Origin of the sequence: Faecalibacterium sp. An58 (assembly GCF_002161515.1) — a bacterium.
GTDB classification, from domain to species: Bacteria; Bacillota; Clostridia; order Oscillospirales; family Ruminococcaceae; genus Faecalibacterium; species Faecalibacterium avium.
The window spans coordinates 29,986-54,486 of record NZ_NFHX01000016.1; the positions used below are offsets into that span (position 1 = coordinate 29,986).

Below are 24,501 nucleotides of genomic sequence, written 5' to 3' on the forward strand. Positions count from 1 at the left end.
GACGCCGGGCTATGCATGGCAAAACAAAACCCCTGTGTCCTTTATAGGCACAGGGGGGCGGCAGGGGCAGCTCAGGCCTCCGAGGAGATGTCGCTGCCGAAATATTTTTCCGAGATCTCTGCCAGGGTGCCGTCGGCCCGCAGGGTGTCGATGGCCTCATTGACGGCGGCCAGCAGGCTGGCGCTCTCGGGCGCCTTGCGCACCGGGATGCAGACATGGGAGGCGTCATCGGTCTGGGCGACGATCTTGAAGGCCGCGTCGGGATGGACGTTCAGATAGTCGTAGAACGAGACGTCGGCGTTGAGGGTGGCGTCCACACGGCCTGCCAGCAGCATCTGGATGGTCTCATCCAGGGTGTCCACCCCCAGCACTTCGGCCCCATAGCTCTCGGCCAGGGTCATGTAGGTGCTGGCGATGGAGTTGGCGGTGGTCTTGCCCGCCAGGTCCTCAAAGCTGGTGATATCGGTGTTGTCCGACCGCACCGCCAGCGCGGTATGGATGTAGGCGTACGGCTGTGAGAAGTCGTAGCTCTTGGCCCGTTCCTCGGTCACCTCCACGCCGTTGCAGACGATGTCATAGCGGCCGGCGTCCAGGCCCGCAAACAGGCCGTCCCATTCGCCCTCCACATATTCGGGCTCTACCCCCAGCTGCTGGGCGATGGCGCGGGACACTTCCACATCGTAGCCCACCAGGGTATCGGTATCGTCGTGGTAGCACCAGGGAGACCAGGCGCCCTCCAGCGCCACGATCAGGGTGCCGCGCTGGCGGATCTCCTCCAGCCGGTCGGCCGGCGCGCTGGAAGCGGTCCCGGCGCCGCTGCCTGCGGCAGCGCTGCTGCCGGAAGACGAGCAGCCGCTCAGCTCCAGCACACCTGCGGCGGCCAGTACCGCCATCATCGAAATAAAGTTCCTTCTTTTCATAGATCGATCCTCATTTGTAGCATTATCGGTTGGCGATCCGGCTCAGGAAAGCGCGGGTGCGCTCCTGCCGGGGCGCGGCAAAGAACTGGGCCGAGGGGGCGCTCTCCACGATGCGGCCATCCTCCATGAAGATGACATGGCTGGACACATCCCGGGCAAAGCCCATCTCATGGGTGACCACCAGCATGGTCATCCCCTCGGCGGCCAGCTGCCGCATGACGTCCAGCACCTCGCCGGTCAGCTCGGGGTCCAGCGCGGAGGTGGGCTCGTCGAAATAGATGATCTCGGGGCTGGTGGCCAGGGCCCGGGCAATGGCCACCCGCTGCTGCTGTCCCCCCGACAGCTGGTGGGGATACTGGCTGCACCGGTCGGCCATCCCCACCTTTTGCAGCATCTGCACCGCGATCTCCTCCGCCTGTGCCTTGTGCATCCGGCGGGCTACCACCAGCCCCTCGGTGACATTTTGCAGCACCGTCTTGTTGCGGAACAGGTTGTAGCTTTGGAACACAAAGGCGGTCTTGCGGCGCAGGCGGGCGGTGTCTGCGCGGGAGATGCGGGCCAGGTCGAACGGTTCCCCGTCAAAGGTCAGGCTGCCGCTGTCCGCCTTCTCCAGGAAGTTGATGCAGCGCAGCAGGGTGGTCTTGCCCGAACCCGAAGGCCCCAGGATGGCCACCACCGAGCCCTTGTCCACCGACAGGCTGACCCCCTTGAGCACCTCCCGCTCCCCGAAGGATTTATGGATGTCGCTTACTTCCAGCATGGGCATGGGTCAGGCCTCCTTTAGTTGAATCCGTGGGCGTTGAGGTATTTTTCGCCCTTCTTCTGCACCCAGGTCAGCACGGTGCAGAAGATCAGATAGATCACCGCCAGCTCACAGTACACCGGCAGGAACTGGTAGGTATAGGACGCCACCCGCTGGGTGGCCATGAACATCTCCGCCACCGTGATATTGGCGGCCAGGGAGGTGTCCTTCACCATCCCGATGAGGGAGTTGGACAGGGGCGGGAAGGCGGTGCGCAGGGCCTGCGGCATGATGATGCGGCGCATCACCTGCCCCCAGGACATCCCCACGCAGTAGCCCGCCTCCAGCTGGCCGGACGGCACCGACTCCAGCGCGGCGCGGATGGTCTCGGCGCAGTAGGCCCCCTCGTTGATGGAAAAGGCGATCACCGCCGTGGGGAAGGCGTCCAGCACGATGCCCATACTGGGCAGCCCGTAAAAGATGATGAACAGCTGCACCAGCAGCGGGGTGCCCCGCACCACCCAGATGTACACCCGGGCCAGCTGCCGCAGCACCGGCACACGGGCGTACTGCACCAGCGCCACCGCCGCCGCGATCACCATGGCAAAGGCAAAGGACAGCACCGTCAGCGGGATGGTGACGGCCAGGCCCGGCACCAGGATGCGGGGGAATGAGTCGATCAGCACCTGAACGGTGCGGTTTTGCAATAGCGTTTCCAACATAGACAAAAACAACCTTTTCTTTCGGGATGCATCTCCACAGGCCGGCCTGCGGCCCATGGCCCAAACCGGCTTTCCTACTATAACACCGGCCGGGCCGGAAGGCAAATACCTATCCCGTATATCCTACCATACTTCTAGGGCATGGGGTATATCTGCGCAGCCTCAGCCCAGGCAGTTGGAGCAGGGGGTATATCCGGCCTGCACCGCCTGCTCATAGCTGGAGAACAGCACCTGGTTGGCGGGGTCGGGGAGGTTCGAGCAGCTGGGCAGATGGAATTTTTTGGAGTTGACGTTGCCGATATAGGCCTGGATGGTCTGGGGGCTGCTGCTCTGCTGGCCGCTGCCATCGGCGGTGGTGGGGTTCTGCTGCTCGGGCGGCACATACCGCTCGCTGGAGACGGTGTAGTTGGCGCCGTCGCTGGAGATGGTGATGGTGCCCGACAGGTCGGTGCGCCACACGTCCACCCCGGCGTCGCGCAGGCGGCTGAGGGCCGCCTCGCTGGGGTGGCCGTAGCTGTTGCCGGTCCCCACCGAGATGACCCCCACCTCGGGCAGCACCGCATTGAGGAAGACGTACCCGGTGGAGGTCTCGCTGCCGTGGTGGCCTACCTGCAGCACGTCCACATCCACCGGCGCCCCCGAGGCCACCAGATCGTCCTCGGCGTCCTGCTCCATGTCGCCGGTCAGCAGGAAGCTGGTCTGGCCGTAGTCGATCCGCACCACCAGGGAGGTATCGTTGGTGTCGTCATACTGGGCCACCGGCCCGATGATCTGCACGGTGGCGCTGCCCAGCTGCCAGCTGGTGCCCACGGAGGGCACCTCCACCGCCAGGCCCTGCTGCTGGGCGTACTTGACGAAGTCCGAAAAGCACTGTGTATCGGCCTGGGCCACCGGGGCGTAGACGTGCCCCGCCGGGAATTTGGCCAGCACCGCCGCCAGGCCCCCCACATGGTCCTCGTGGGCGTGGCTGCAAATGACGTATTCCAGCCGGCTGACCCCCTTGCTCTGCAGATAGGACACCACCAGGCTGCCGTCCTCCACATTGCCGCCGTCGTACAGCATACTCTGGCCGTCGCAGGTGATCAGGACGCTCAGGGCCTGTCCCACGTCGATGAAGTTGACCGAAAAGGCCCCTTCCGCCGCGGGCTGGACCGGCTGCGCCGTACTGGAGGACGGGGCGGCCGCAGCGTCCTGCAGGGCCGCCAGCGCGTCCTCGCAGCCCGCCAGGCCGAGGGCCAGGGAAACCGCCAGAGCCAGAGACGCCAGGCGGCGCAGCAGCCCGGCCGGGAGGGAGTGTCGATTCTGTTCCATCATTTTTTACCCTTGCGGGGACCTGCCCCGCTCTCCTTCTTTGCATGATCTTTTTTGGGGGCGGTGCGGGGCGCAAAGCGGGCGCCCGGGGCGGGCTGCCGCTGTGCCCCCGCGTTCGTCCTGCCCTGCCTGCCCCTGGGCGGGTGGACGGTGTAGCTGCCGTCGGGGTGGATGGTCACATCCCGGGCCTGGGCCTTTCGGGCGCTGCGCTGCACCGCCCGCCGGCCTGCGGCAGGCACCAGCAGGGGGATCAGGTCCTCCCGGTGGGTCAGCTTGAGGGCCTTGACCACCTTTTCGGCGTTCCGCGGCTCGTAGTATTGCAGCAGGGCCCGCTGCAGCGCCTTGCCCTCTGCGGTCTTTTCCACAAACACCGGCTTGAGGGTGTAGGGGTCCAGCCCGGTGTAGAACATACAGGTGCTGACGGTGCCGGGGGTGGGATAGAAGTCCTGCACCTGCTCGGGACGCATATGGTTTTTGTACAGGTACTCGGCCAGATAGACCGCATCCTTCAGGGTGCTGCCCGGATGGCTGGACATCAGGTAGGGCACCAGGTACTGCTTTTTGCCCGCCCGGCGGCTGAGCTCATAGAACTTGTCCTTGAACCGGTCGAACACCTCGATGGGAGGCTTGCCCATATAGGCCAGAGTATTGGGGGCGCAGTGTTCGGGGGCCACCTTGAGCTGACCCGACACATGGTATTCCACCAGCTCCTTGAAAAAGGTATCGTCGGGGTCGGCCATCAGATAGTCGAACCGGATGCCGCTGCGGACGAACACCTTCTTGACCCCCGGCAAAGCCCGCACCCGCCGCAGGATGTCCAGATAGTCCTTGTGGTCCACGATCAGGTGGGAACAGGGCTGGGGGGCCAGGCAGTGCTTGCCCCCGGTGCACATCCCCTTGGTCATCTGCTGCCCGCAGGAGGGGAAGCGGAAGTTGGCGGTGGGGCCTCCCACATCGTGGATGTAGCCCTTGAAGTCGGGCTCGTGGGTCATCCGCTCGGCCTCGGCCACGATGCTGTCGGCGCTGCGGCTGGTCACCCGCCGGCCCTGGTGCAGCTGGATGGCGCAGAAGTTGCATCCGCCAAAGCAGCCCCGGTTCTGGATGATGGAGAACTGCACCTCCCGGATGGCAGGCACCCCGCCCATGGACTCGTACACCGGGTGGTAGCGCCGGGTGTAGGGCAGGGCGTAGACCTTGTCCAGCTCCCAGCGCACCAGGGGCTTGGCGGGGATGTTCTGCACCAGATACCGCTCGCTCTGTTTCTGTACGATGATCTGCCCGCTCACCACGTCCTGGTTGTCCATCTGGATGCGGCAGGCCCGGGCATAGGCCACCTTGTCGGCGGCCACTTTTTTAAAGCCGGCGCACTCCACATAGCGGGGCGGCAGGTGCTCAAAGTCGGTCATGTAGCAGGTGCCGGCCACATCGGTGATGGTGGAGATATCCTCCCCTGCCGCCAGCCGCCGGGCGATCTCGACGGTCTGGTGTTCCCCCATCCCGAAGCTGATCAGGTCGGCGCCCGCGTCCTCCGCGATGCTGGGCAGCACGGTGTCCAGCCAGTAGTCGTAGTGGGCGAACCGCCGCAGAGACGCCTCCAGACCGCCCAGGATGACCGGCAGGTCGGGGTATGCCTCCTTGGCCAGCCGGGTATAGACGGTGGCGCTGCGGTCGGGCCGCGCCCCCGCCCTGCCGCCGGGGGAGTATTCATCCTCGGCCCGGGGGATCTTGGCCACCGAATAGTGGCTGACCATGCTGTCCACGTTGCCGCCGCCGATGAAAAAGCCGTATTTGGGTTTGCCGAACCGCTTGAAATCCTCGCAGTCGGTGTAGCGGGGCTGGGCCAGCACGCCCACCCGGTAGCCCTCTGCTTCCAGCAGCCGGCTGATGATGGCGGTGCCAAAGCTGGGGTGGTCCACATAGGCGTCCCCGCCCACCACTACAAAGTCCAGCTGGTCCCAGCCGCGCTCGTCCATGTCCGCCCGGCAGATGGGCAGGAATTCGGTATAGGCCGGATACCCGGCCGTCGTGGTCGTATTGCTCATAGGTGCTCCTTGTTCGGGGTGTGTATGGGTCACGGTTCGTCGGGGCTGTTCAGGTTCATCTCAAGCCACTGCTGGCGGCTGATCAGCACCGCCCGGGGCTTGGCCCCCTCGTAGGGGCCGATGACCCCTTTCTGTTCCATCTCGTCCATGATGCGGGCGGCCCGGGCATAGCCCAGTTTGCACCGCCGCTGCAGCAGGCTGGTGGAGGCCTGGCCCGCATCGATGACCACCTCCACCGCAGCCTTGAACATGGGATCGTCGGCCTCGCCGCCGTCGTCATCCCTGTCCTTGGCGCCCTTGTCCTGGATGGTGTGCTCCTCCATGGCCCGGATCATGGCCTCGTCGTACTGGACGGTGCCCGACGCCTTGATGAAGGTCAGCACCCGGCTGATCTCCTCGTCGGTGACGTAGGTGCCCTGGATGCGGATGGGCTTGGGCGCGCCCACCGGCATGAACAGCATATCGCCCATGCCCAGCAGCTTCTCTGCCCCGGCGCCGTCCAGGATGGTGCGGCTGTCCACCTGGCTGGACACCGCGAAGGCGATGCGGCTGGGGATGTTGGCCTTGATCAGGCCGGTGATGACGTCCACGCTGGGGCGCTGGGTGGCCACGATCAGATGCATCCCTGCGGCGCGGGCTTTCTGGGCGATGCGGCAGATCGAGTCTTCCACATCCTTGCCCACCACCATCATCAGGTCGGCCAGCTCATCGATGACGATGGCGATGTAGGGCAGCTTTTCCAGCATGGGGTCGGAGGCCGCCAGCTTGTTGAAGGTCTTGATATCGCGGACGTTGTTGTCGGCGAACAGGCGGTAGCGCCGCTCCATCTCCGCCACCGCCGAGCTGAGGGCGCCGGCCGCCTTTTTGGGCTCGGTGATCACCGGCATCAGCAGGTGGGGGATGCCGTTGTATTCGGCCAGTTCCACCACCTTGGGGTCGATGAGGATCAGCTTGACATCCTCCGGCCCCGAGCGGAACACCAGGCTCATGATGATGCTGTTGACGCACACCGACTTGCCGCTGCCGGTGCTGCCCGCGATCAGCAGGTGGGGCATCTTGCACAGGTCGGCCACCTGGGCCACGCCGGCAATGTCCTTGCCCAGGGCGATGGTGAGGGGGCTGGTCATATGGCGGAAGCTCTGGCTCTCAAAGATGCTGCGGATGCTCACCGAAGCGCGCCTGCGGTTGGGCACCTCGATGCCCACGGCAGGCTTGCCGGGGATGGGCGCCTCCATCCGGATGTCCGCCACCGCCAGGTTGAGGGCCAGGTCGTCGGCCAGGGATGTGATGCGGCTGATCTTGACGCCGGCCATGGGCTGCACCTCATAGCGGGTGACCGCCGGGCCCCGGGAGATATCCAGCACCCGGGTCTTGACCCCGAAGCTCTCGAGGGTATCCACCAGCTTTTGGGCGTTGGCCTTCAGCTCGGTCTGGGCCCCCTCGTCGGTCTCCTCGGCGGGCTTGTCAAACAGCTCGATGGGCGGGTACTCATAGGTGGCGGGGACCTCGGCTTCCTCGGGGGCGGGGGCCGCTGCAGCGGCCGCCTGTTCCGCGTCGGCGGGCTTTTCCATGGCAGCGGCCACCAGGGTGGCGATATCGCCGCCTTCCCCGGCGTCCGCAGGCTCCTCGTCGATCCGGATCCAGCCGTCCTCCTCCGCCTCCTCCGGCGGGCAGGCGGCGGGGGGCGCAGCCTGCGTCCCCTGCCCTGCCGGCGCGGCCGGAGCCGGCGGCGGAGCCACCGGTGTCACAGCGGGCGCAGGGGGCGGCACAGGCCGCTGGGGCTGCGCCGGCGCCGCCGTGCCCTCGTCCTTGTCCTGGTCATACAGGGGCGCATGGTTTGCGGGCCGGGGCTCGCTGCGCAGCGGATTGAGCCCAAAGGTGCCTCCCGGCCCGGTGATGATGGGTTCGATGGGTTCGCTTCCCCCGTCCGACACCGCCGCGGGGTCGGGTCCCAGGTCGATGTCGAAGGGGGCCCGGGGATGGCTGACCGCCGCCGAGTGCAGCGGGGTCTCGGGGCGCTGGGGCGGCTGGGTGCTGCCGTTCTCATCCGGCAGCCGGCCATGCCCAAAAATGTGGGACAGCCAGGCCGGCATCCCGATGTGGAAGCCCTGGCCTGCGTCCGGGTCCAGGGCCGGGTCGGGGCCGGGCAGGTCCCCGTCGTCCAGATAGCCGCTGTCCTCCTCATCCTCCATGGCCTCGGCCTCGGCTTCCGCCTGGGCGCGGGCAGCCAGACGGGCAGCCCGGCGCTCCTGGGCGGCGGCGCGGCCGTCGGCATACACTTCCAGCCCTTTTTCTTTGGCGCCTCCCGCCACGCCTGCCAGCCACTGCCAGACATCGGCAGGGGTCACGTCAAAGACATAACAGCTGGCGCAGGCCGCCAGGGCCACCACGATCAGGTTGGCCGCCGGGCGTCCGCACAGCAGCAGCAGCGTGCCGCCCAGCAGTCCGCCCATCGAGCCGCCCCCAAACCAGGCGTTGACCCCGTTGTCGTAGCAGGCCACCCCCATCTGGGCCACCGTCATCCCCTGGGCCGGGATGTCCGAAAAGACCACCGCCGCCCCGCTGAGGAACACCAGTCCCAGCGCCAGCTTGCCCACGCTGCCCAGCACGGGCCTGTCCTGCGCGGTGAGCACCGCCATATAGCACACGGCGGGGCCCAGCACAAAACTGCCCGCGCCAAATATCCCGAACAAGAGATCGTGCACGGTGTGCCAGGCTGCCTGTCCGTCCACAAACGCCAGCAGCAGCAGCAATATCCCTGCAAACAGGGTAGCGCTGCTGGCCAGCAGTCGGCGGCGCACCTGCTGTTTGGCCCGGGCGCTCTTGCCCCGGGCACCGGATTTTCGTTTCCTTTTTGCCATTCTCTCCCAGTACCTCTTTTGCAAAAAATCTGAATCTCCATCTATATAAAAAGCCAAAAACGCCGGGCCATCCGCCGCAGCCTCCCGTTTGGTCCGAACTGCAGCCCGGATGCACAGCCGGGCGGGACTTTTTGACGATCCGATCGATTCTTTTATTGTATCACGGGCCGGGCAAAATGGCAAACAGGAGGCGGGGCGTTTTTTGCGCAGTGAAAGGGCCCGCCGCCTGTACCAGACAGACGGCAGGCCCTCTTACAGTCCCAGCGTCCTCGGCCGCTCAGCCCGCCTGGGAACCGCTGCCCGCTTCCGGCACAGAGTCCGGGACCGAAGATGCCGGCACAGAAGACGCAGGCTCCGACGGCGCAGGCAGGGAGGATGCGGGCTCAGAGGAGGCAGGCTCGGAGGACGCAGGCTCGGAGGAGGCGGGCTGGGACGAGGATGTACCGGAAGACCCCGGGCCGGAAGAACTGGGGCACCAGGGGAACTCACAGGCTGCCAGGCCCAGAGCCAGGGCCGCACTGAGGAAAAGGGCTGTCGCACGTTTCATAACCAAAAGCTCCTTTCAGGGTTTTACCCATACTATGACGGCCCCGGCGATCGTGGGACTGCCGGCGGGAACGGATTTTGTATTTGCACTTGACAAAGTCAAGTTATACGTGTATACTTGACCGAGTCAAGTCCAGGAGAGGAGCTTTTCCATGCATCAGACTCTTGCACTCTGCGCCGCCATGCTGCACCGGGATTTCACCGCCTATACCAGCGGGAAGCTGGAAAAACTGGGGCTGCATTTCGGCCTGCTGTATTTTCTGCTCTATGTAGGCAAGCACCCGGGCGCCACTCCCGCAGAGCTGACCAGGGCCCTGCACCTGGACTGGGGACACTCGCAGCGGAGCATCACAAAGCTGGTGGAAAGCGGCTTCCTCACCAAAGAGAAGGAGGGCCGCAGCCACCGGCTGCACCTGACCGAAAAGGGCCAGGAGGCCTTCGCCGTCAGCCACCAGGTGTTTTTTGACTGGGACCGGCAGCGGATGGCCGCCCTGACCGCCCAGGAGCAGCAGACCCTGCTGGAGCTGCTCCAAAAGGTCCTGCCGCAGCCCGCTGCGCAGCCCCCCTGTGCCCCGCGGGACTGACCCCGCACCCCCATTCCCTATCGATCATCGGAGGATCCGTCTTATGAAAAAAGCAACAAAGATCTGGCTGTGGTTCGCACTGGTGCTCTGCGTGTGCACCACCGCTCTCAATCTGTCCGAAGGCCGCTGGCTGTCCGTGGCCATCGCCGTAGTGTCCATCGCAGGGCTGTGCGCGCTGCTGTTCGCCCAGCGCAAGGCCGGGTATCTGGTCATGTGCGTCTGTGCCGTGGGCTCGTTCCTGGTGGGCGCCGCCCAGAACATCCAGCTGCTGGGCGCTCCCACCGCTATCCTGATGTCCCTGATCGGCGCGGCCCTGGTGCCCGGCATCACCGGGCTGTTCCTCAAGAGCCAGTGGCAGCAGCTGCGCTGAACGCCGCCTCCTTTTGGTCCCTGCACTTTTCCTGTGGGAAAGCGCAGGGTTTTTGTTTTGCCGCCGCTTTGGCGGCCTGTCTGCCAAGCCTTTGCGGCGCAGCAAAAAGCCCAGGGCCTTGCGGCTCTGGGCTTTTGGTGCAGCAAGGCAATCTATATCCGAACTTTTTTCCTTTGTCGCGGCTTCGGTAGCCTCGCCGAAAGAAATGGTCTCCGTCCCTTCTTTGTAGTTGAAGGTAATCAGCACTTTATCGTCATAGAGGTAAATAGCATTGATGAAGGTGTCAATCAGCGCCTGCCGCTGTTCCTTTTGGGACAGGTCCAGTTTGCGGAAGTGCAGCAGCCAGAAGCGGACGAATTCCTCCTTCATCACAGGCTTGGCCAGTTTCTCCTCGGCGATTTTGGTTTCCAGATCCTTCTTCTGCGCCTCTAGGGCTTCCAAACGTTCTTTGGTGGAACTGGTCAGGATGCCGGCCTGGATGGCGTTGAGCATATTCTGGATGCCGGTCTCGGTCTCCCGCAGCTGCTTCTCATAGAGGGGCAGGCTGGTGCTCTCTTTGTTTTGCAACTCCATGACTGCCGCGACGAGTGAGTCGATGACTGCGTTGTCCCGAATCAGCTTCATGGTTTCGTTGACCACCAGGTCTTCCAGCCACTGCTTGCGGACGGTTTTCTTAGTGCAGGTCTTTCTCTTCTTGGCGGCTGCGCACTTGTAGTAGCGGTGCACGTCACCGGTACGGCTGGTGCCGCTCTCACCGAACATCAGCGCGCCGCAGTGACCGCAGAATAGTTTGGTCGTCAGAAGATAGTCGTCCTCTGCCTTGCGACGGGCAGGGGCCTTTTTGTTTTTTGCCATCTTCTCCTGCACCTCCTGAAACAGTTTGGCTGAAACAAGCGGCGGGATGGCATCCGTAATCAAAATATCGCGGTATTTCAGCTCCCCGATGTACCGGCGATTGTTCAGCATATGCTGGACGGTGTTGTAGGTCATGGGACCGCCGCGCGGATTTTTAACATGGTGCTCGTTGAGCCAGTCCCGAATCTCCGTCATGGTCGCGCCCTCATTGTACCGCTTGAAGGCTTCTGCGACAAAGGATGCAGTAAAGGAATCGGGCTGAAAACGCTGCTCTGCATCAATGACGTAACCGATGGGGACAGCCCCGCCGTTATACTTTCCTTTGAGCGCATTCTCGGTCATACCACGCACCACCTTCTCAGACAGGTCGGCGGAGTAATATTCGGCATAGCCCTCCAGCACCGACTCCAGGATGATGCCCTCCGGCCCGTCCGAGATAATTTCGGTGGCGGACATGAGCTTGACCCCATTCTTTTTGAGCTGCGTTTTGTAGCGGGCGCTGTCATAGCGGTTGCGGGCGAAGCGGTCCAGCTTCCAGACCAAAACGATGTCGAACAGCTTGCGCTCGCTGTCCTTGATCATCTGCTGAAACTGAGGCCGGTTGTCCGTTTTGGCCGAAATCGCCCGGTCAATATAGTGCTTGACCACTGTGATACCGTTCTTCTCAGCATAGGCGGTGCACTCGCGGATCTGGCCCTCAATGGATTCTTCGCGCTGATTGTCACTGGAATAGCGAGCATAGATCACGGCAGTCATGGCGGACACCTCACTTTATACATTATTGAACCGTAGAGCGTTCATTCAATCAACTTTCGTATAATGTATATACCATAATTCTGGAATAATTGCAAGGTTTCGAGAAAAATCGTCTAAAGTTCAAATGCCTTGGATTTCTGGGATAAGAGACTTGTAATATTCTCACCTTCTTAGTAAAATAGAAAGGTCAGTGATTGTTTGTTTTAAAGTAAGGCAGGTGCGGCATCATGACTCCGGAAGCAAAAGCACGGGAACAAATTGACAAAAAGTTGCAGGAAAGCGGCTGGGTCATTCAGAATATGAGAACACTGAACCTGACTGCTGCGCTTGGGGTGGCAGTGTGCGAATTTCCGACCAGTACTGGACCTGTGGATTACGCACTGTTCGTTGATGGAATGCCGGTGGGTGTTGCTGAGGCAAAAAAAGATGAAAAAGGAGAGGTTCTGACCGGCGTTGAGGGCCAGTCCGGACGATATGCAAACAGCCGCTTCAAATGGGTGAAACAGGAATACCGAGTCCGGTTTGTCTATGAAGCGACCAGCAAGCTGGTGCGTTTCACCGACTATGCCGATATTAAATACCGTTCCAGAGAAATCTTTTCATTCCATCGACCGGAGACACTGAATCGGTGGCTGGGCGAGTCGGATACGGTTCGCAATAATCTGAAACGGCTTCCGCCGCTGGATGAGACCGGTTTCCGGAAATGCCAGATTAAAGCGATTCATGGACTGGACGATTCCTTTGCAAATAACCGTCCGCATGCACTGGTGCAGATGGCGACCGGCGCAGGAAAAACCTTTACGGCAATTACGGCGGCGTACCGGCTGCTGAAATACGGCAGAATGAATCACATCCTCTTTCTTGTGGACACGCGCAGCCTTGGAGAGCAGGCAGAACGTGAATTTCTGGCATACAAGCCCAATGACGACCCACGGAATTTCTCGGAGTTGTATAATGTCCAACGGCTGAAAAGCTCTTATATCTCTTCGGATGCGCAAATCTGCATTAGCACGATCCAGCGGATGTATTCTATCCTCAAAGGTGAAGAACTGGACGAAAAGGCAGAAGAAACACCGTTTGCAGAGTATGTCACGGCAGAAAGCAAAGTCCCCAAAGAAGTTGTGTACAATGCCAAAATTCCACCAGAATTTTTTGATTGCATCATCGTAGACGAGTGCCACCGCTCCATTTATAACGTCTGGAGTCAGGTGCTGTCCTATTTTGATGCGTTTATCATCGGTCTGACTGCCACGCCGGACGCCCGGACGATTGGCTACTTCAACCAAAACTTAGTCAGTGAGTATACGCGGGAACAAGCTGTGCTGGATGGCGTTAATGTCGGCGAGGACATCTATCTGATCGAAACCAGTGTCACGAAAAACGGTGCATTCATCATGAAGCAGATGATCGAGCACCGCGATCGCCTGACCCGCGAAAAGCGGTGGGCACAGATGGACGAGGATGTATTCTATACCCAGTCTCAGCTGGATAAAAATATCGTGAATCCAAGTCAGATTCGGGCAGTGATTCGCACGTTCAAAGAAAAACTTTATACCGAGCTGTTCCCGCACCGCAAGGAAGTGCCCAAGACCTTGATTTTTGCCAAGACAGACAGCCATGCAGACGATATCGTGCAGATCGTCCGGGAAGAGTTTGGCGAGGGCAACGACTTCTGCCGGAAAATCACATACAGTGTGCAGAATGCAGAGGCTGTCCTCAGCTCGTTCCGTAACGATTATTACCCTCGCATTGCTGTCACGGTCGATATGATTGCCACCGGAACAGATGTGAAGCCCATTGAATGTCTGCTTTTTATGCGGGATGTGCGTAGCCGGAATTACTTTGAGCAGATGAAAGGCCGAGGCACGCGTGTTCTGAGCAAAGACGACCTGCAAAAAGTAACGCCTTCCGCCACGGAAAACAAAGATCATTTTGTAATCGTGGATGCAGTGGGTGTAACAGAATCCAAAAAGACCGAGACCCGCACACTGGAACGGAAGCCTACCGTTTCCATGAAGGAACTGATGATGAACATCGCCCTTGGCGCACGGGATGAGGACACGCTGACCTCGCTTGCAAACCGTGTGATTCGTCTCAGCTGCAAAATGGAGCGGAGCGAACACAAGCAGTTCCGGGAGACGGTTGGAAAGTCAGCCGAGCAGGTAGCTGAGAATTTGCTGAACGCCTTTGATGAGGATATTATCCATGCCAAAGCCTGCGCTGAAAACGGAACAGTCTCTCCCACGCCGGAGCAAAACGCCAAAGCGCAGAAAGAACTGATCAAGCAGGCTGTTGAGCCGTTCCAGAAGCCGGAAGTGCGTGACTTTATTGAGAATGTCCGCCGCAGCCACGACCAGATCATCGACAGCGTCAATCTGGATAAAGTTCTGTTTGCCGGGTACTCTGCGAATCGGGAGGAAAATGCCGACCGGGTGATTTCGACCTTCAAGGATTTTATTGAGGAAAACAAGGATGAAATTCTGGCCCTGCGCATCATCTACAACGAGCAATATAAAAATCGTCCGATGGTTCTGAAAAGCCTGACGGAACTGTACCAGAAGCTCTGTGCCAAAGGTGTTACGGTGGAGCGTCTATGGGATTGCTATGCCATCAAACGGCCAGATAAGGTGAAAAAGGGTACGCTGGTGCAGATCACCGACTTGATTTCGCTCATTCGTTTCCAATTGGGGTATGCGGACGTTCTTTCTCCTTTTTCTGACCGGGTGAACTACAACTTCAAGCAATGGACGTTCCGCCGCAATACCGGTGCTGTCCATTTCACCGCAGAACAGATGGAATGGCTGCGGCTCATCAAGGAGCATATCATCACATCCCTGAGCATTCTGCCAAAGGATTTGGAATACACGCCGTTCGACAGCAAAGGCGGTCTGGGCGGATTCTATGAGGTGTTTGGAGAAAAGTATCAGGAGATTCTGGACGAAATGAATGAGGAATTAGTAGCGTAAGGAGAATACTATTTGATGTATCCAGTCAAAAAATTGCAGGATTGTGCCACGATAATTGCTGGACAATCCCCAGAGTCAAAATATTATAATACTGTGGGAGATGGTATCCCGTTCTTTCAGGGAAAAGCTGATTTTGGAGAACTTTATCCAAATGCGCGTGTCTATTGCACAAATCCGACAAAGATTGCACAGTATAATGATATTTTGCTTTCGGTTCGAGCACCTGTTGGGCCTACTAACCTCTCTCCCGGAAAAGTTTGTATTGGCCGTGGCCTTGCGGCCATTCGCCCAGACAGCTCATTGAATTTGAAATACCTACTTTACTATTTTCGTTATTTTGAATCACAGCTTTCCTCAAAAGGAACGGGAACAACATTCAAGGCTATAACTCAGAAAACAATAAAGAATCTTGATGTTCCGGTGCCGCCTATAAAAGAACAGCTGAAAATCGTTGCCCGAATCGACGAGCTTTTTTCAGAGCTTGATAAAGCCATTGATACGCTCAAGACCACAAAGGAGCAGCTGACAGTGTACCGGCAGGCAGTGTTGAAAGATTTTTTTGATTCGATTTCCAGGCAAGCGGGTCGGATAAAAGATGTCTGCAAAGATATAAAAGTCGGTATTGTTATAAAGCCTACGCAGTATTATGTTTCCGAAAATGGCGTTCGAGCTTTTCGTAATTCAAATGTTCGTAGAGGATATATTGACGATACCGAATGGGTGACAATCTCAAAAGATGGACATGAATTGAACTTGCGGAGTGAAGTTCATACAAACGATGTATTGATTTCACGTTCAGGTGCCAATTTGGGTATGGCCGCAGTTGTCCCTGAACAATATAATGGGTATAACGCAATCGATGTTGTTATCGCAGTGCCAGATACGGCAAAAATAATTCCAGAATTTCTGGCACAGTACACAAATTCTCCTATGGGAAGAGCTATTGTTAAAAAGAACGAGCGCGGAGCTGCACAGGGTCATCTGAATGTTTCGGCCTATGCAAATTTACCGATTTGTGTCCCTGAATTAAAAGAGCAGGAACATCTTGTAAATCAAATTGCAGAGAGACTTTCTGTTTGCGATAGCATCGAAAAAACAGTTGATGCCGCTCTTGCGCAAGCCGATGCAATTCGGCAGAGCATTTTGAAACAGGCGTTTGAGGAAAAATTTGAAAGGAAGAACAATGTATCTTGAAAAACTAGCGTATGAAAATGTTGGCCCACTTAAAAGTGTAAAAATCAATTTTTCATTTTCAAGCAACGGAAATCCTAAACCAGTAATTCTTGTTGGAGAAAATGGAACCGGAAAATCAACGATTTTGTCCAATATCGTTGATTCATTTTACGAAATGTCAAGGAAGCATTTTTCAAATGTGACTACATTCAGAGAAAATGGTGGGTACAATTTTTATAAGGCCATTTTGCCAAATGAAATTCATGAAGGCACTTCCTATATGTACTCTCTTTTACAGTACACCTCAACGGAGAGCGAAGAAAGTGCTCCTGTTTATATATTCAAATCAGGAAAAGTCACCTTGGATGACATTAAAAAGCAAAATAATATTAGCGAAGGTTCAATTTCCGGAAAAAAAGAGGGCAATGAAAAGTTTTTGAAAGCATCATCCCATCAGGTTGAATCCATTTGGGATAATAATGTAATTTGCTATTTCGGACCCGATAGATATGAATGTCCTGTTTGGCTTGGAAACTCTTATTATAATACTTCTTCGTATTTGCATCCAACAGTTGAGGGGCGGTTTAATGGTCACCTTGAAAATCCGATTTCAGTTTATGATGTATCAAATGTGAACTTACAATGGCTGCTTGATGTAATTGCTGATTCACGTGGTGATATTACCGGTGAAGCAGGCTCATTGTCATTGGCGCATATTTCCGTTGATGATCTTTTACTGATGCGTCAAGCACGTGATAATTTGGAAAAAATACTCAGTACAATACTCGGAAACGATGTATATTTTCATTTGAACCTCAGAAGCCTAAATGGTGCAAGATTTCGCATTGTAGATAAGAGTACAAACCGTGTGATTTGTCCTACGTTAGACTCACTGTCAACCGGTCAAAGTGCCCTTTTTAATATGTTTGCTACCATTGTTCATTATGCGGACAACAATGACATAACAAAGAGCGTTCGTTTGGATGATATCACAGGGATTGTTGTAATTGATGAAATTGAACTTCATCTTCATAGTAAATTACAGAAGGAAGTATTGCCGCAATTAGTTGCGATGTTCCCTAAAATTCAATTTATTATTACATCACATTCCCCTCTGTTTCTACTTGGAATGCAAGAAGTACTGGGTGAGAATGCCTTTGATGTATACGAAATGCCTAAAGGACAAAAAATTGATGTCGAATGTTATTCAGAGTTTTTACGTGCTTATGATTATCTCAAAAAGACTCGGAAATTTAACGAAGACATTCAAAGTATTATATCCTCCATTCCGCCAGACGGCGTTCCTCTTATTATCACCGAGGGAGCAACAGATTGGAAACACATGAAAATAGCAGCCTCCGTCTTGTCAAATGACAGTCGGTATTCTTCTATATTCTCTGATTTGAAGTTTGAGTTTTTGGAGTATGAACCAAAGAATAGCAATTCAGGTGATTTAAAACTTGAAATGGGCGATGTTGCGCTTCGATCTCTGTGTGAAAATGTTGCTAAAATCCCACACAAACGATGCTATATTTTTATTGCGGATTGCGATGTTTCTGAAACAAATAACAGACTTGGCGACAATGAAAAGGGATTTAAATGCTGGGGAAATAATACCTACTCTTTAACGCTCCCGATTCCAGAAATTAGACAAAGTACACCTAAAATTTGTATAGAACATTATTATAGCGACAATGAAATTAAAACTGAAGTAGACATTTCCGGAGTAAAGCGACGCCTATATATAGGAAATGAGTTCAATAAAATTGGTCTATGCAATAAACTTAAAATCTATTGTGAAAAAAAGAGTGTGTGCGGGCCTGATAAAATTTCAATAATCGAGGGAACAAGTGGTGAACGCGTTTTTCGTTTTGATGATGAAACCTGTTCTACAAATCTTGCATTGCCAAAAATGAAATTTGTAGAATATATACAACAACACCCTGATGCGTTCTCTTTTGAAAACTTTGTAGAACTTTTCAGATTAATACGGAAGATTATTTTTGAGGAATCCGAATGAGTGAACAATCTACCAATATCGTCTCCAAAGTATGGGGACTTTGCAATCCGCTGCGGGATGACGGCGTATCATACGGCGATTATCTCGAACAGCTTACTTACCTGATCTTTTTGAAAATGTCCGATGAATATTCCCGCCCGCCTTATAAGCGGGAAACCGGTATCCCAAAGGGATATTCGTGGGCAGATATGAACACCCTCAAGGGTGCGGAACTGGAAAACCAGTACCGTGCTACGCTGGAGCGGCTGGGCGAAGAAGGCGGCATCCTCGGACAAATCTTCAAGGGCGCTGTCAATAAAATCAGCAATGTCTCCATCCTGTACCGTGTGGTGCAGATGATAGACAAGGAAAAATGGGTCTCCATGTCCTCTGATGTGAAGGGCGAGATTTACGAAGGATTGCTGCAAAAGAATGCAGAGGACGTAAAAAGCGGCGCAGGACAGTATTTTACCCCTCGCCCGCTCATTAAGGCGATGGTTGCCTGCCTGCGCCCGGAACCCAATAAGACCATTGCTGACCCCTGCTGCGGCAGCGGCGGCTTTTTCCTTGCGGCACAGGCATTCCTTGCAGACCCAAACAACTATGCGCTTGATCGCCCTCAGAAAGAGTTTTTGAAGAACGAAACGTTTTACGGTACAGAGCTTGTGGTTGCGACGTTCAAGCTCTGCCTGATGAATCTGTATCTGCATAACATCGGCGACCTGTATGGAAAAGTTCCGGTTACGCGCGGGGATGCCCTGTTGTCGGACCCCGGATACCGCGTGGATTATGTGCTGACGAACCCGCCGTTTGGTAAGAAGTCTTCGATTACTTTTACCAACGAGGGAGACGAAACCGAGGAGGAAGAAAAAGAAGACCTTGTTTATAACCGACAGGACTTCTGGACGACAAGCTCCAACAAGCAACTGAACTTTATCCAGCATATCAATACGATTCTCAAACCCACCGGAAAGGCTGCAGTTGTTGTGCCGGACAACGTACTGTTTGAGGGTGGTGCGGGAGAAATCATCCGAAAAAAGCTGCTGGAAACGACCGACTTGCACACGATCCTGCGCCTGCCGACCGGCATCTTCTATAAACCGGGCGTCAAGGCAAACGTGATCTTCTTTGATAAGCGTCCCGCCAGTCCGGAACGCCAGACGAAAGAAGTCTGGATCTACGATTTTCGCACAAGTGTTCATTTCACTCTGCGTCAGCATCCGATGACGGACGCTGATTTGCAGGATTTTATCAAGTGCTACCACCCGGAAAACCGCCATGAGCGTACAGAAACATGGTCGCCTGAAAACCCGGAGGGCCGTTGGCGCAAATTCTCTTTAGAGGAGATTTTGGCACGGGATAAAACCAGTCTTGATATTTTCTGGCTGAAGGATAAGTCTCTTGCCGATTTGAATAATCTTCCCGAACCGGATGAGCTTGCGGCAGATATTATTGAAAATCTGCAAAGCGCGCTGGAGAGTTTTCAGGAATTGATGGGTCAACTGAAAAAGAACGATTGATGGGATGTGAGCAAGATCGAAAATTTCAGGAATAAACCAAAGAAAACAGCGGTAGAACTGGTGCAGATGCTCCGGGACGAAAAGGGAATCCAGTTTAATATCATGTCAGAAGAACAGGCCGTTGAATATTTTTCACAGCGAAACAATTATTTGCGGACAGCTTCCTATCGCAAAAACTATCCGAAGCACATTGCCGGTCCGAATGAAGGCAAGTACATCAATCTCGAATTTGCATATTTAACGGAACTTTCTACATTGGACTTCTACCTGCGCGAAATCCTGCTGGAAATGTGTATTGATGTAGAGCACGATCTGAAAGTCTCGCTTTTGCGCGAACTGGAGGCTGATTCAGACGAGGACGGCTATGCGATTGTCCGGAATTTTCTTGCACAAAATCCGGAAATCTTATCTTCTATCGAACGAAAAACCGATGCATCTTTTACTGGAGAACTAATCGAAAAGTACTTTGGCGTCTGTTCAGTATTCTCTGCTCAGGGTGCACGGTCGTATCTTGCAACGCGAATCTATTCCGTTGATTGCCCGGTATGGGTTCTGGAAGAGCTGATTGGTTTCGGAGAATTTCTGCGATTGTACCGCTTTTATGCCGAGCGGAACCCGCAGTTCAAGCCGCTGATGAATCAACGTGTTCTGAATCCGGTCAAAAGTCTGCGCAACGCTTGTGCACATAATAACTGCCTTCTGAATGTGCTCTCTCGGACGAGCACGACAAAGCCATCGCCTGAAGTTTCGGCATTTGTCGCCTCCTTTGAGAATATTTCAGCCGGTGAACGACGTAGCAAGTTGACAAGCCGCCCGATGTTTGAGATCGTCTGTTTGCTGTTTGCTTATACAAAAATTGTAAGTCCTGCTGTCAAAAAGCGGCGGATGGCGCAACTATCAGAGCTGATTCATGGCCGTTTGCAAAAGCACATGGACTACTTTGACGGTCCAACAGGAAATAAATTGGTCGCAACATCTTTTGATTTTTTGAAAAAAGTTGTTGACAATCTGATTTGATACGCATATAATATATTTGGTATTAAAAAGATTTATCTTTTGTGCAGGGGCCGTCACTGACGTCGCCTGCATTTTCTTTTGTACAGGATGTTGGAAAGAGCACAGTCAATAAATGGCTGTGCTCTTTTTGTTTTATGCTTACTTGTTCTAAGACCAAATCAGCAGCATAAGTCTTACTTCTGCCGCTTTATCGTAATAAAATTTGCAAAACCATCTTGACGCACTCTGCAAACCGTGATACTCTCTGTCACAAATCCCACTGGATTCGTAGTAAAATGCGACACAGTGAGGGTTTGTTCTCCATGAAAAGATTTACCGCCCCGCAACACACCCGATCATTTTGCCGCCGTTTTACCCCGACAAAATTCTTCGCCTGCTGCGGAGCGGTCTTTTTCTTTTCCGGGAAGCTGCACCTTGAAAATTTCATGAGCCGTCCGAACGTGATACTGGCTTTCCAGCCAACGCCGCTGCACAAACAGGGGCAGGAACTTCGTTCGGGTCAACCGGCGATTCTATATACGAGCAGGAACCCTTTACTTATTTTTTCGTCTTAACAATTCGGAAACAATTACCAGAAATGTGTTTTGAGCGAAGCGGTAGAGGGCAAGTATCGACCTGTGGCCGCAATTTCAAAAATTGAAATTGCGTCTCACTGACCGGTCGTACTTGTTGGGGAGTGCCTTCCCCAAACCCTGCTTTTGTTTTGAACCGTTTGCACTCGTTCGACTTACGTTTCCGTGCGGCTTTTTCACAGCGCCGCCCAAAGGATTGGAGGCTGATACTCGCCAAGAACATCGAAAAAATTCTTCCGACCACTCACAATGACAACCTCAACAATCGCACCCACATCATCAAATTCCGCGTGACCGAAAAAGAAAAACTCACCCTTGAACTCTGCTGCAAACGGCTCAACATCAGCATGTCAAACCTCATTCGTCAATCTCTGTTGGGGAAACCTGTCCAGCACACCGTTCTTGTTGCTGGCGGCGGAGAAGATGCTCTGAATATCCTCTCTGACCTGCTGGGACAATGCGGCAAAATCGGCGGCAACCTCAACCAGCTCGCCCGGCACTTCAACACCGGCGGCCGGGACACAGAGCAGCTTCGCGCTCAGCTTTTGACGGAACTGTCGGCCCTCACATCGTTTCGGCTGGACGCCGAGAAAACGATCGGAGAACTGTATGGCAACCATCAAGCATACAAGCTCGAAGAACTCTGATCTCTCGGCGGCGGAACGCTACCTCACCTTCCAGCATAACGAGTACACCGGTTTGCCCATTCTGGATGAGCGCGGCCGGCCTAAACTCCGTGAAAATTATCTGCTGGACACGCTGGAATGTGGGGAGAACACCTTTGCCATGGCCTGCCTATTAGCCAACCGCAAATACGGCAAAAATGCACAACCCAGCGATGTCAAAACACATCACTATATCATCAGCTTTGACCCGCGGGACGCAACCGACAATGGTCTAACCCTGGAAATGGCGCAAGCTCTGGGCCTGCAATTCTGCAAGGAAAACTTTCCGGGCCATCCGGCCATTGTCTGCGCCCACCCGGACGGCCACAATGGAGTGGGCAATATCCATGTTCACATCGTGATTGGCAGTTTGCGCATCCGTACCATCGAGCGTCAGTCCCACATGGAGAAGCCCTGCGACTGGCAGGAAGGCTGCAAGCACCGCTGTACGGCGGCCATGCTGCGGCACCTCCGTGCCGAGGTCATGGAGCTTTGCCAAAGCGTCGGCCTCTACCAGATCGACCTGCTGAAAGGTTCCGGCGACCGCATCACTGAACGGGAGTATTGGGCGCAGCGACGCGGCCAACGCCGCCTCGACTATGCCAATGCAAAGGACGCAGCTTCCGGCCTGCCCATCCGGCAAAGCAAATATGAAACCGAGAAAGCCGTCCTGCGCAAAAATATCCGTTCCGTTCTGCGAAAGGCGACCAATCTTGAGGACTTCTCCGCTTGGCTTTTGCAGGAGCATGGCATTGCTCTCACTGAGAGCCGCGGCCGGTTCAGTTACCGCACCGCCGGCCGGACCAAGCCCATCACCTCCCGCAAACTGGGCGACGATTTTTCCAAGGAGAACATTCTGGCGGTTCTTGCCGAAAATGCCGAACGCCAGAAAACCGCTGCTCTCCACCGTGCTGACCCGAACCCTGATAAAGTCAGCCGCCTGATCGATATTCAGGCCAAGCTGGCCGCAGGCAAAGGCGTTGGTTATGAGCGCTGGGCCAAGGTGTTCAACCTGAAACAGCTGTCAAAGTCGGTGGCACTTTTGTCGGAGCACGGCGTAAGCACCGAGGCCGAGTTGGCGCAGCGTATCGACGAACTTCAATCTCAGTACAGCGAAGCGCTCGAGGTGGTCAAAGACCTGGAAACCCGCATCGACGAAAACCGGGAACTCAGCCGCCACGTTTCGGCCTACCTCCAAAACCGAAAGATCGCCCAGCAGTCTAAGCACGCCGGGAATCCCGCCGAGTATCAGGAAACACACCGCGCCGAGCTGACAGCTTATCAGGTGGCAGCCGCCTATTTCAAGGCTCAAAAAATCACCAAACTGCCCAACCTGAAACAGCTGAAAGCCGAGCGCGAGGAATTGATTTCCGAAAAGGCGCAGTTCTACCAAAAGTACCGCGAAGCGCACAAAGCCTGGCTGGACCTTTCCACCGCACAGCAAAACCTGGAGGCCCTGCACCGCGCAGAGAGCCGCCGCGAGATGACGAGAGGAGGGTTGCATGAGCTGGACAAATGAGAATGTCCGCGATGAAATCTACGAGCAGGATGAGGAGGAAGACGAAGGTCCATCCTGGGTGGATGACAAAGGCAAAATTTTGGAGGCCGCCTTCTGCGAGTACTTCCTCGCAAAGCATCCCCTGATGTGCCTGAAACAGACCTTATTTGACCTGGATGGCGAAGTGGACGAGGATAAGCTCATCTACGAGATTCACCAGGAGATACGCTATCACGCCCGCAATGATGTTGCCAAAAAGGTCAAACGTTTGGTGGAGGCCCTCAAGATCGAGGCATACCGCGAGGAGTGGAAGCCGCAGCTCGACCGTATCCACCTCAAGAACGGCACCTATTATCTGGATGAGCGTGGTTTTGTTTCAGACAAGGAACTCTGTCTGAACCGGCTCCCGGTGGAGTATCAGGCGGATGCCGCACCTCCCATGCAATGGCTGAAATTTCTGGACGAGCTGCTGATTTCCGAGGATATTTTGACTTTGCAGGAATATATCGGCTATCTTCTCATCCCTTCCACCAAGGCGCAGAAGATGCTGATCTTGACCGGCAAGGGCGGCGAGGGCAAGTCCCGCATCGGGCTGCTCTTGAAGAAACTGCTCGGGCCGGCCGCCCACATGGAGGCCGTCCTTCGGCTGGAAACCAACCGCTTCGCCAGCGCCAATCTGGAACACAAGCTGGTGATGATCGACGACGACCTGAACATGACCGCTCTCCCCGAGACACGGAATATCAAGTCCATCGTCACGGCCGAGGATCGCATCTGCGTGGAACGCAAGGGCAAGCAGGCCACCCAGGGCCTGCTCTATGCCCGGCTGCTCTGCTTCGGCAACGGCAATCTGGTGGCCGCTCACGACACCAGCGATGGCTTCTGGCGGCGGCAGATTTTGATCTCGGTCAAGGACAAGCCGGAAGGCCGGGCCGATGACCCTTACCTGATCGACAAGCTGTCGGAGGAACTGCCCGGCATTCTGCTCTGGGCACTGGAAGGGCTGAAGCAGCTTCTGGTGAATCAGTACCGTTTCACTCTGAGCGAACGTGCCAAGCAGAACCTTGCCGCCGCTATGGAGGACGGCTGCCACCTCGACCAGTTCATGCAGGCTAGTTCGTATGTCCGCTTTGACCCGGAGAAGTCGGCCAGGTCTACCTACCTGTTCCGTGCCTACAACAAGTGGTGCTCCGACAACCTGGAAAAGCCGACGACGCAAAAGAAGTTCAGTCAGTATCTTTTCAAGAACGCGGACCGGTATGATATCCGCTTTTCCAAGCACATCGAGGGCGGCTACCGGGGCTATCGGGGCGTGTATGTCCGCCCTGATTGCGCCCTCGAATAAAATTGGGGCGGGAAGTGAAAATTTCCCGCCCCACGCG

At 55.7% G+C, this 24,501-nt stretch carries 17 protein-coding genes and 1 pseudogene; 9 read left to right on the forward strand and 9 right to left on the reverse strand.

Annotation, left to right across the window (positions count from 1 at the left end; all coding sequences use genetic code 11):
* Nucleotides 1–71: 71 nt before the first annotated feature.
* The 7 genes from B5G12_RS09950 to B5G12_RS09980 all read right to left on the reverse strand — a co-directional run bounded on the left by B5G12_RS09950 (nt 72) and on the right by B5G12_RS09980 (nt 9,145).
* Entirely contained in the window at nt 72–920 is an 849-nt protein-coding gene (locus B5G12_RS09950; protein WP_087231023.1) for a transporter substrate-binding domain-containing protein, read from the reverse strand.
* 22 nt (nt 921–942) lie between these two features.
* A complete protein-coding gene (locus B5G12_RS09955; protein ID WP_087231026.1) occupies nt 943–1,686 on the reverse strand; it encodes an amino acid ABC transporter ATP-binding protein in 744 nt (247 codons plus the stop codon).
* 14 nt (nt 1,687–1,700) lie between these two features.
* Complete coding sequence (locus tag B5G12_RS09960; RefSeq protein WP_087231029.1) at nt 1,701–2,384, reverse strand: amino acid ABC transporter permease; 684 nt, start codon at nt 2,382–2,384, stop codon at nt 1,701–1,703.
* A gap of 162 nt (nt 2,385–2,546) precedes the next feature.
* Entirely contained in the window at nt 2,547–3,698 is a 1,152-nt protein-coding gene (locus B5G12_RS09965; RefSeq protein ID WP_242956004.1) for a ComEC/Rec2 family competence protein, read from the reverse strand.
* A complete protein-coding gene (locus tag B5G12_RS09970; protein WP_087231032.1) occupies nt 3,695–5,737 on the reverse strand; it encodes a YgiQ family radical SAM protein in 2,043 nt (680 codons plus the stop codon). Before B5G12_RS09970 ends, B5G12_RS09965 begins: the two co-directional genes overlap by 4 nt.
* 29 nt (nt 5,738–5,766) lie before the next feature.
* The gene (locus B5G12_RS09975) at nt 5,767–8,598 is read right to left on the reverse strand and encodes a DNA translocase FtsK (protein ID WP_087324822.1); all 2,832 of its coding nucleotides are present in this window, start codon (nt 8,596–8,598) and stop codon (nt 5,767–5,769) included.
* A gap of 277 nt (nt 8,599–8,875) precedes the next feature.
* Nucleotides 8,876–9,145, reverse strand: a complete 270-nt coding sequence (locus B5G12_RS09980) for a hypothetical protein (protein WP_191425897.1) — start codon at nt 9,143–9,145, stop codon at nt 8,876–8,878.
* Nucleotides 9,146–9,326: 181 nt separating this feature from the next.
* On the opposite strand from B5G12_RS09980, the pseudogene bilQ reads away from it, so the two are divergent.
* Nucleotides 9,327–9,626: pseudogene (gene bilQ, locus B5G12_RS09985) on the forward strand (bilirubin utilization transcriptional regulator BilQ); the annotation flags it as partial.
* Here bilQ and B5G12_RS09995 read toward each other — a convergent pair.
* The gene (locus B5G12_RS09995; RefSeq protein ID WP_242956005.1) at nt 9,589–11,709 is read right to left on the reverse strand and encodes a recombinase family protein; all 2,121 of its coding nucleotides are present in this window, start codon (nt 11,707–11,709) and stop codon (nt 9,589–9,591) included. The pseudogene bilQ and the gene B5G12_RS09995 overlap by 38 nt on opposite strands.
* A 227-nt stretch (nt 11,710–11,936) precedes the next feature.
* Between B5G12_RS09995 and B5G12_RS10000 the strand changes: the two genes are divergently transcribed.
* The 5 genes from B5G12_RS10000 to B5G12_RS10020 are packed head-to-tail and all read left to right on the forward strand — an operon-like array spanning nt 11,937 to nt 20,384.
* Nucleotides 11,937–14,675, forward strand: a complete 2,739-nt coding sequence (locus B5G12_RS10000; protein WP_087324823.1) for a type I restriction endonuclease subunit R — start codon at nt 11,937–11,939, stop codon at nt 14,673–14,675.
* 15 nt (nt 14,676–14,690) lie between these two features.
* The gene (locus B5G12_RS10005) at nt 14,691–15,869 is read left to right on the forward strand and encodes a restriction endonuclease subunit S (protein ID WP_087324824.1); all 1,179 of its coding nucleotides are present in this window, start codon (nt 14,691–14,693) and stop codon (nt 15,867–15,869) included.
* Nucleotides 15,859–17,868, forward strand: coding sequence for an AAA family ATPase (locus B5G12_RS10010; protein ID WP_087324825.1), 2,010 nt, complete (start codon nt 15,859–15,861; stop codon nt 17,866–17,868). Before B5G12_RS10005 ends, B5G12_RS10010 begins: the two co-directional genes overlap by 11 nt.
* Nucleotides 17,865–19,367 carry a class I SAM-dependent DNA methyltransferase gene (locus tag B5G12_RS10015; RefSeq protein WP_087324826.1) on the forward strand — a complete coding sequence of 501 codons (1,503 nt, stop codon included), beginning with the start codon at nt 17,865–17,867 and terminating at the stop codon, nt 19,365–19,367. Before B5G12_RS10010 ends, B5G12_RS10015 begins: the two co-directional genes overlap by 4 nt.
* A gap of 6 nt (nt 19,368–19,373) precedes the next feature.
* Nucleotides 19,374–20,384, forward strand: coding sequence for an Abi family protein (locus B5G12_RS10020; RefSeq protein ID WP_087324827.1), 1,011 nt, complete (start codon nt 19,374–19,376; stop codon nt 20,382–20,384).
* A 335-nt stretch (nt 20,385–20,719) separates the two neighbouring features.
* Here the strand turns inward: B5G12_RS10020 and B5G12_RS14725 are convergent, their stop codons facing one another.
* Nucleotides 20,720–20,887 carry a hypothetical protein gene (locus tag B5G12_RS14725; protein WP_162614088.1) on the reverse strand — a complete coding sequence of 56 codons (168 nt, stop codon included), beginning with the start codon at nt 20,885–20,887 and terminating at the stop codon, nt 20,720–20,722.
* Between the two features lie 275 nt (nt 20,888–21,162).
* Here B5G12_RS14725 and B5G12_RS10025 point away from each other — a divergent pair, with 275 nt between their 5' ends.
* From B5G12_RS10025 to B5G12_RS10035, 3 genes are read left to right on the forward strand one after another with little or no spacing between them, the layout of a single operon-like run.
* Nucleotides 21,163–21,603 (forward strand): plasmid mobilization protein, encoded by a 441-nt coding sequence (locus B5G12_RS10025; RefSeq protein WP_087324830.1) that lies wholly within the window; start codon nt 21,163–21,165, stop codon nt 21,601–21,603.
* Complete coding sequence (locus B5G12_RS10030) at nt 21,566–23,140, forward strand: relaxase/mobilization nuclease domain-containing protein (protein WP_087324828.1); 1,575 nt, start codon at nt 21,566–21,568, stop codon at nt 23,138–23,140. Before B5G12_RS10025 ends, B5G12_RS10030 begins: the two co-directional genes overlap by 38 nt.
* Nucleotides 23,124–24,464: a DNA primase family protein gene (locus B5G12_RS10035; protein WP_087324829.1), complete on the forward strand. Its 1,341-nt coding sequence runs from the start codon at nt 23,124–23,126 to the stop codon at nt 24,462–24,464. The genes B5G12_RS10030 and B5G12_RS10035 overlap by 17 nt, the downstream gene beginning before the upstream one ends.
* The last annotated feature ends 37 nt before the right edge of the window (nt 24,465–24,501 follow it).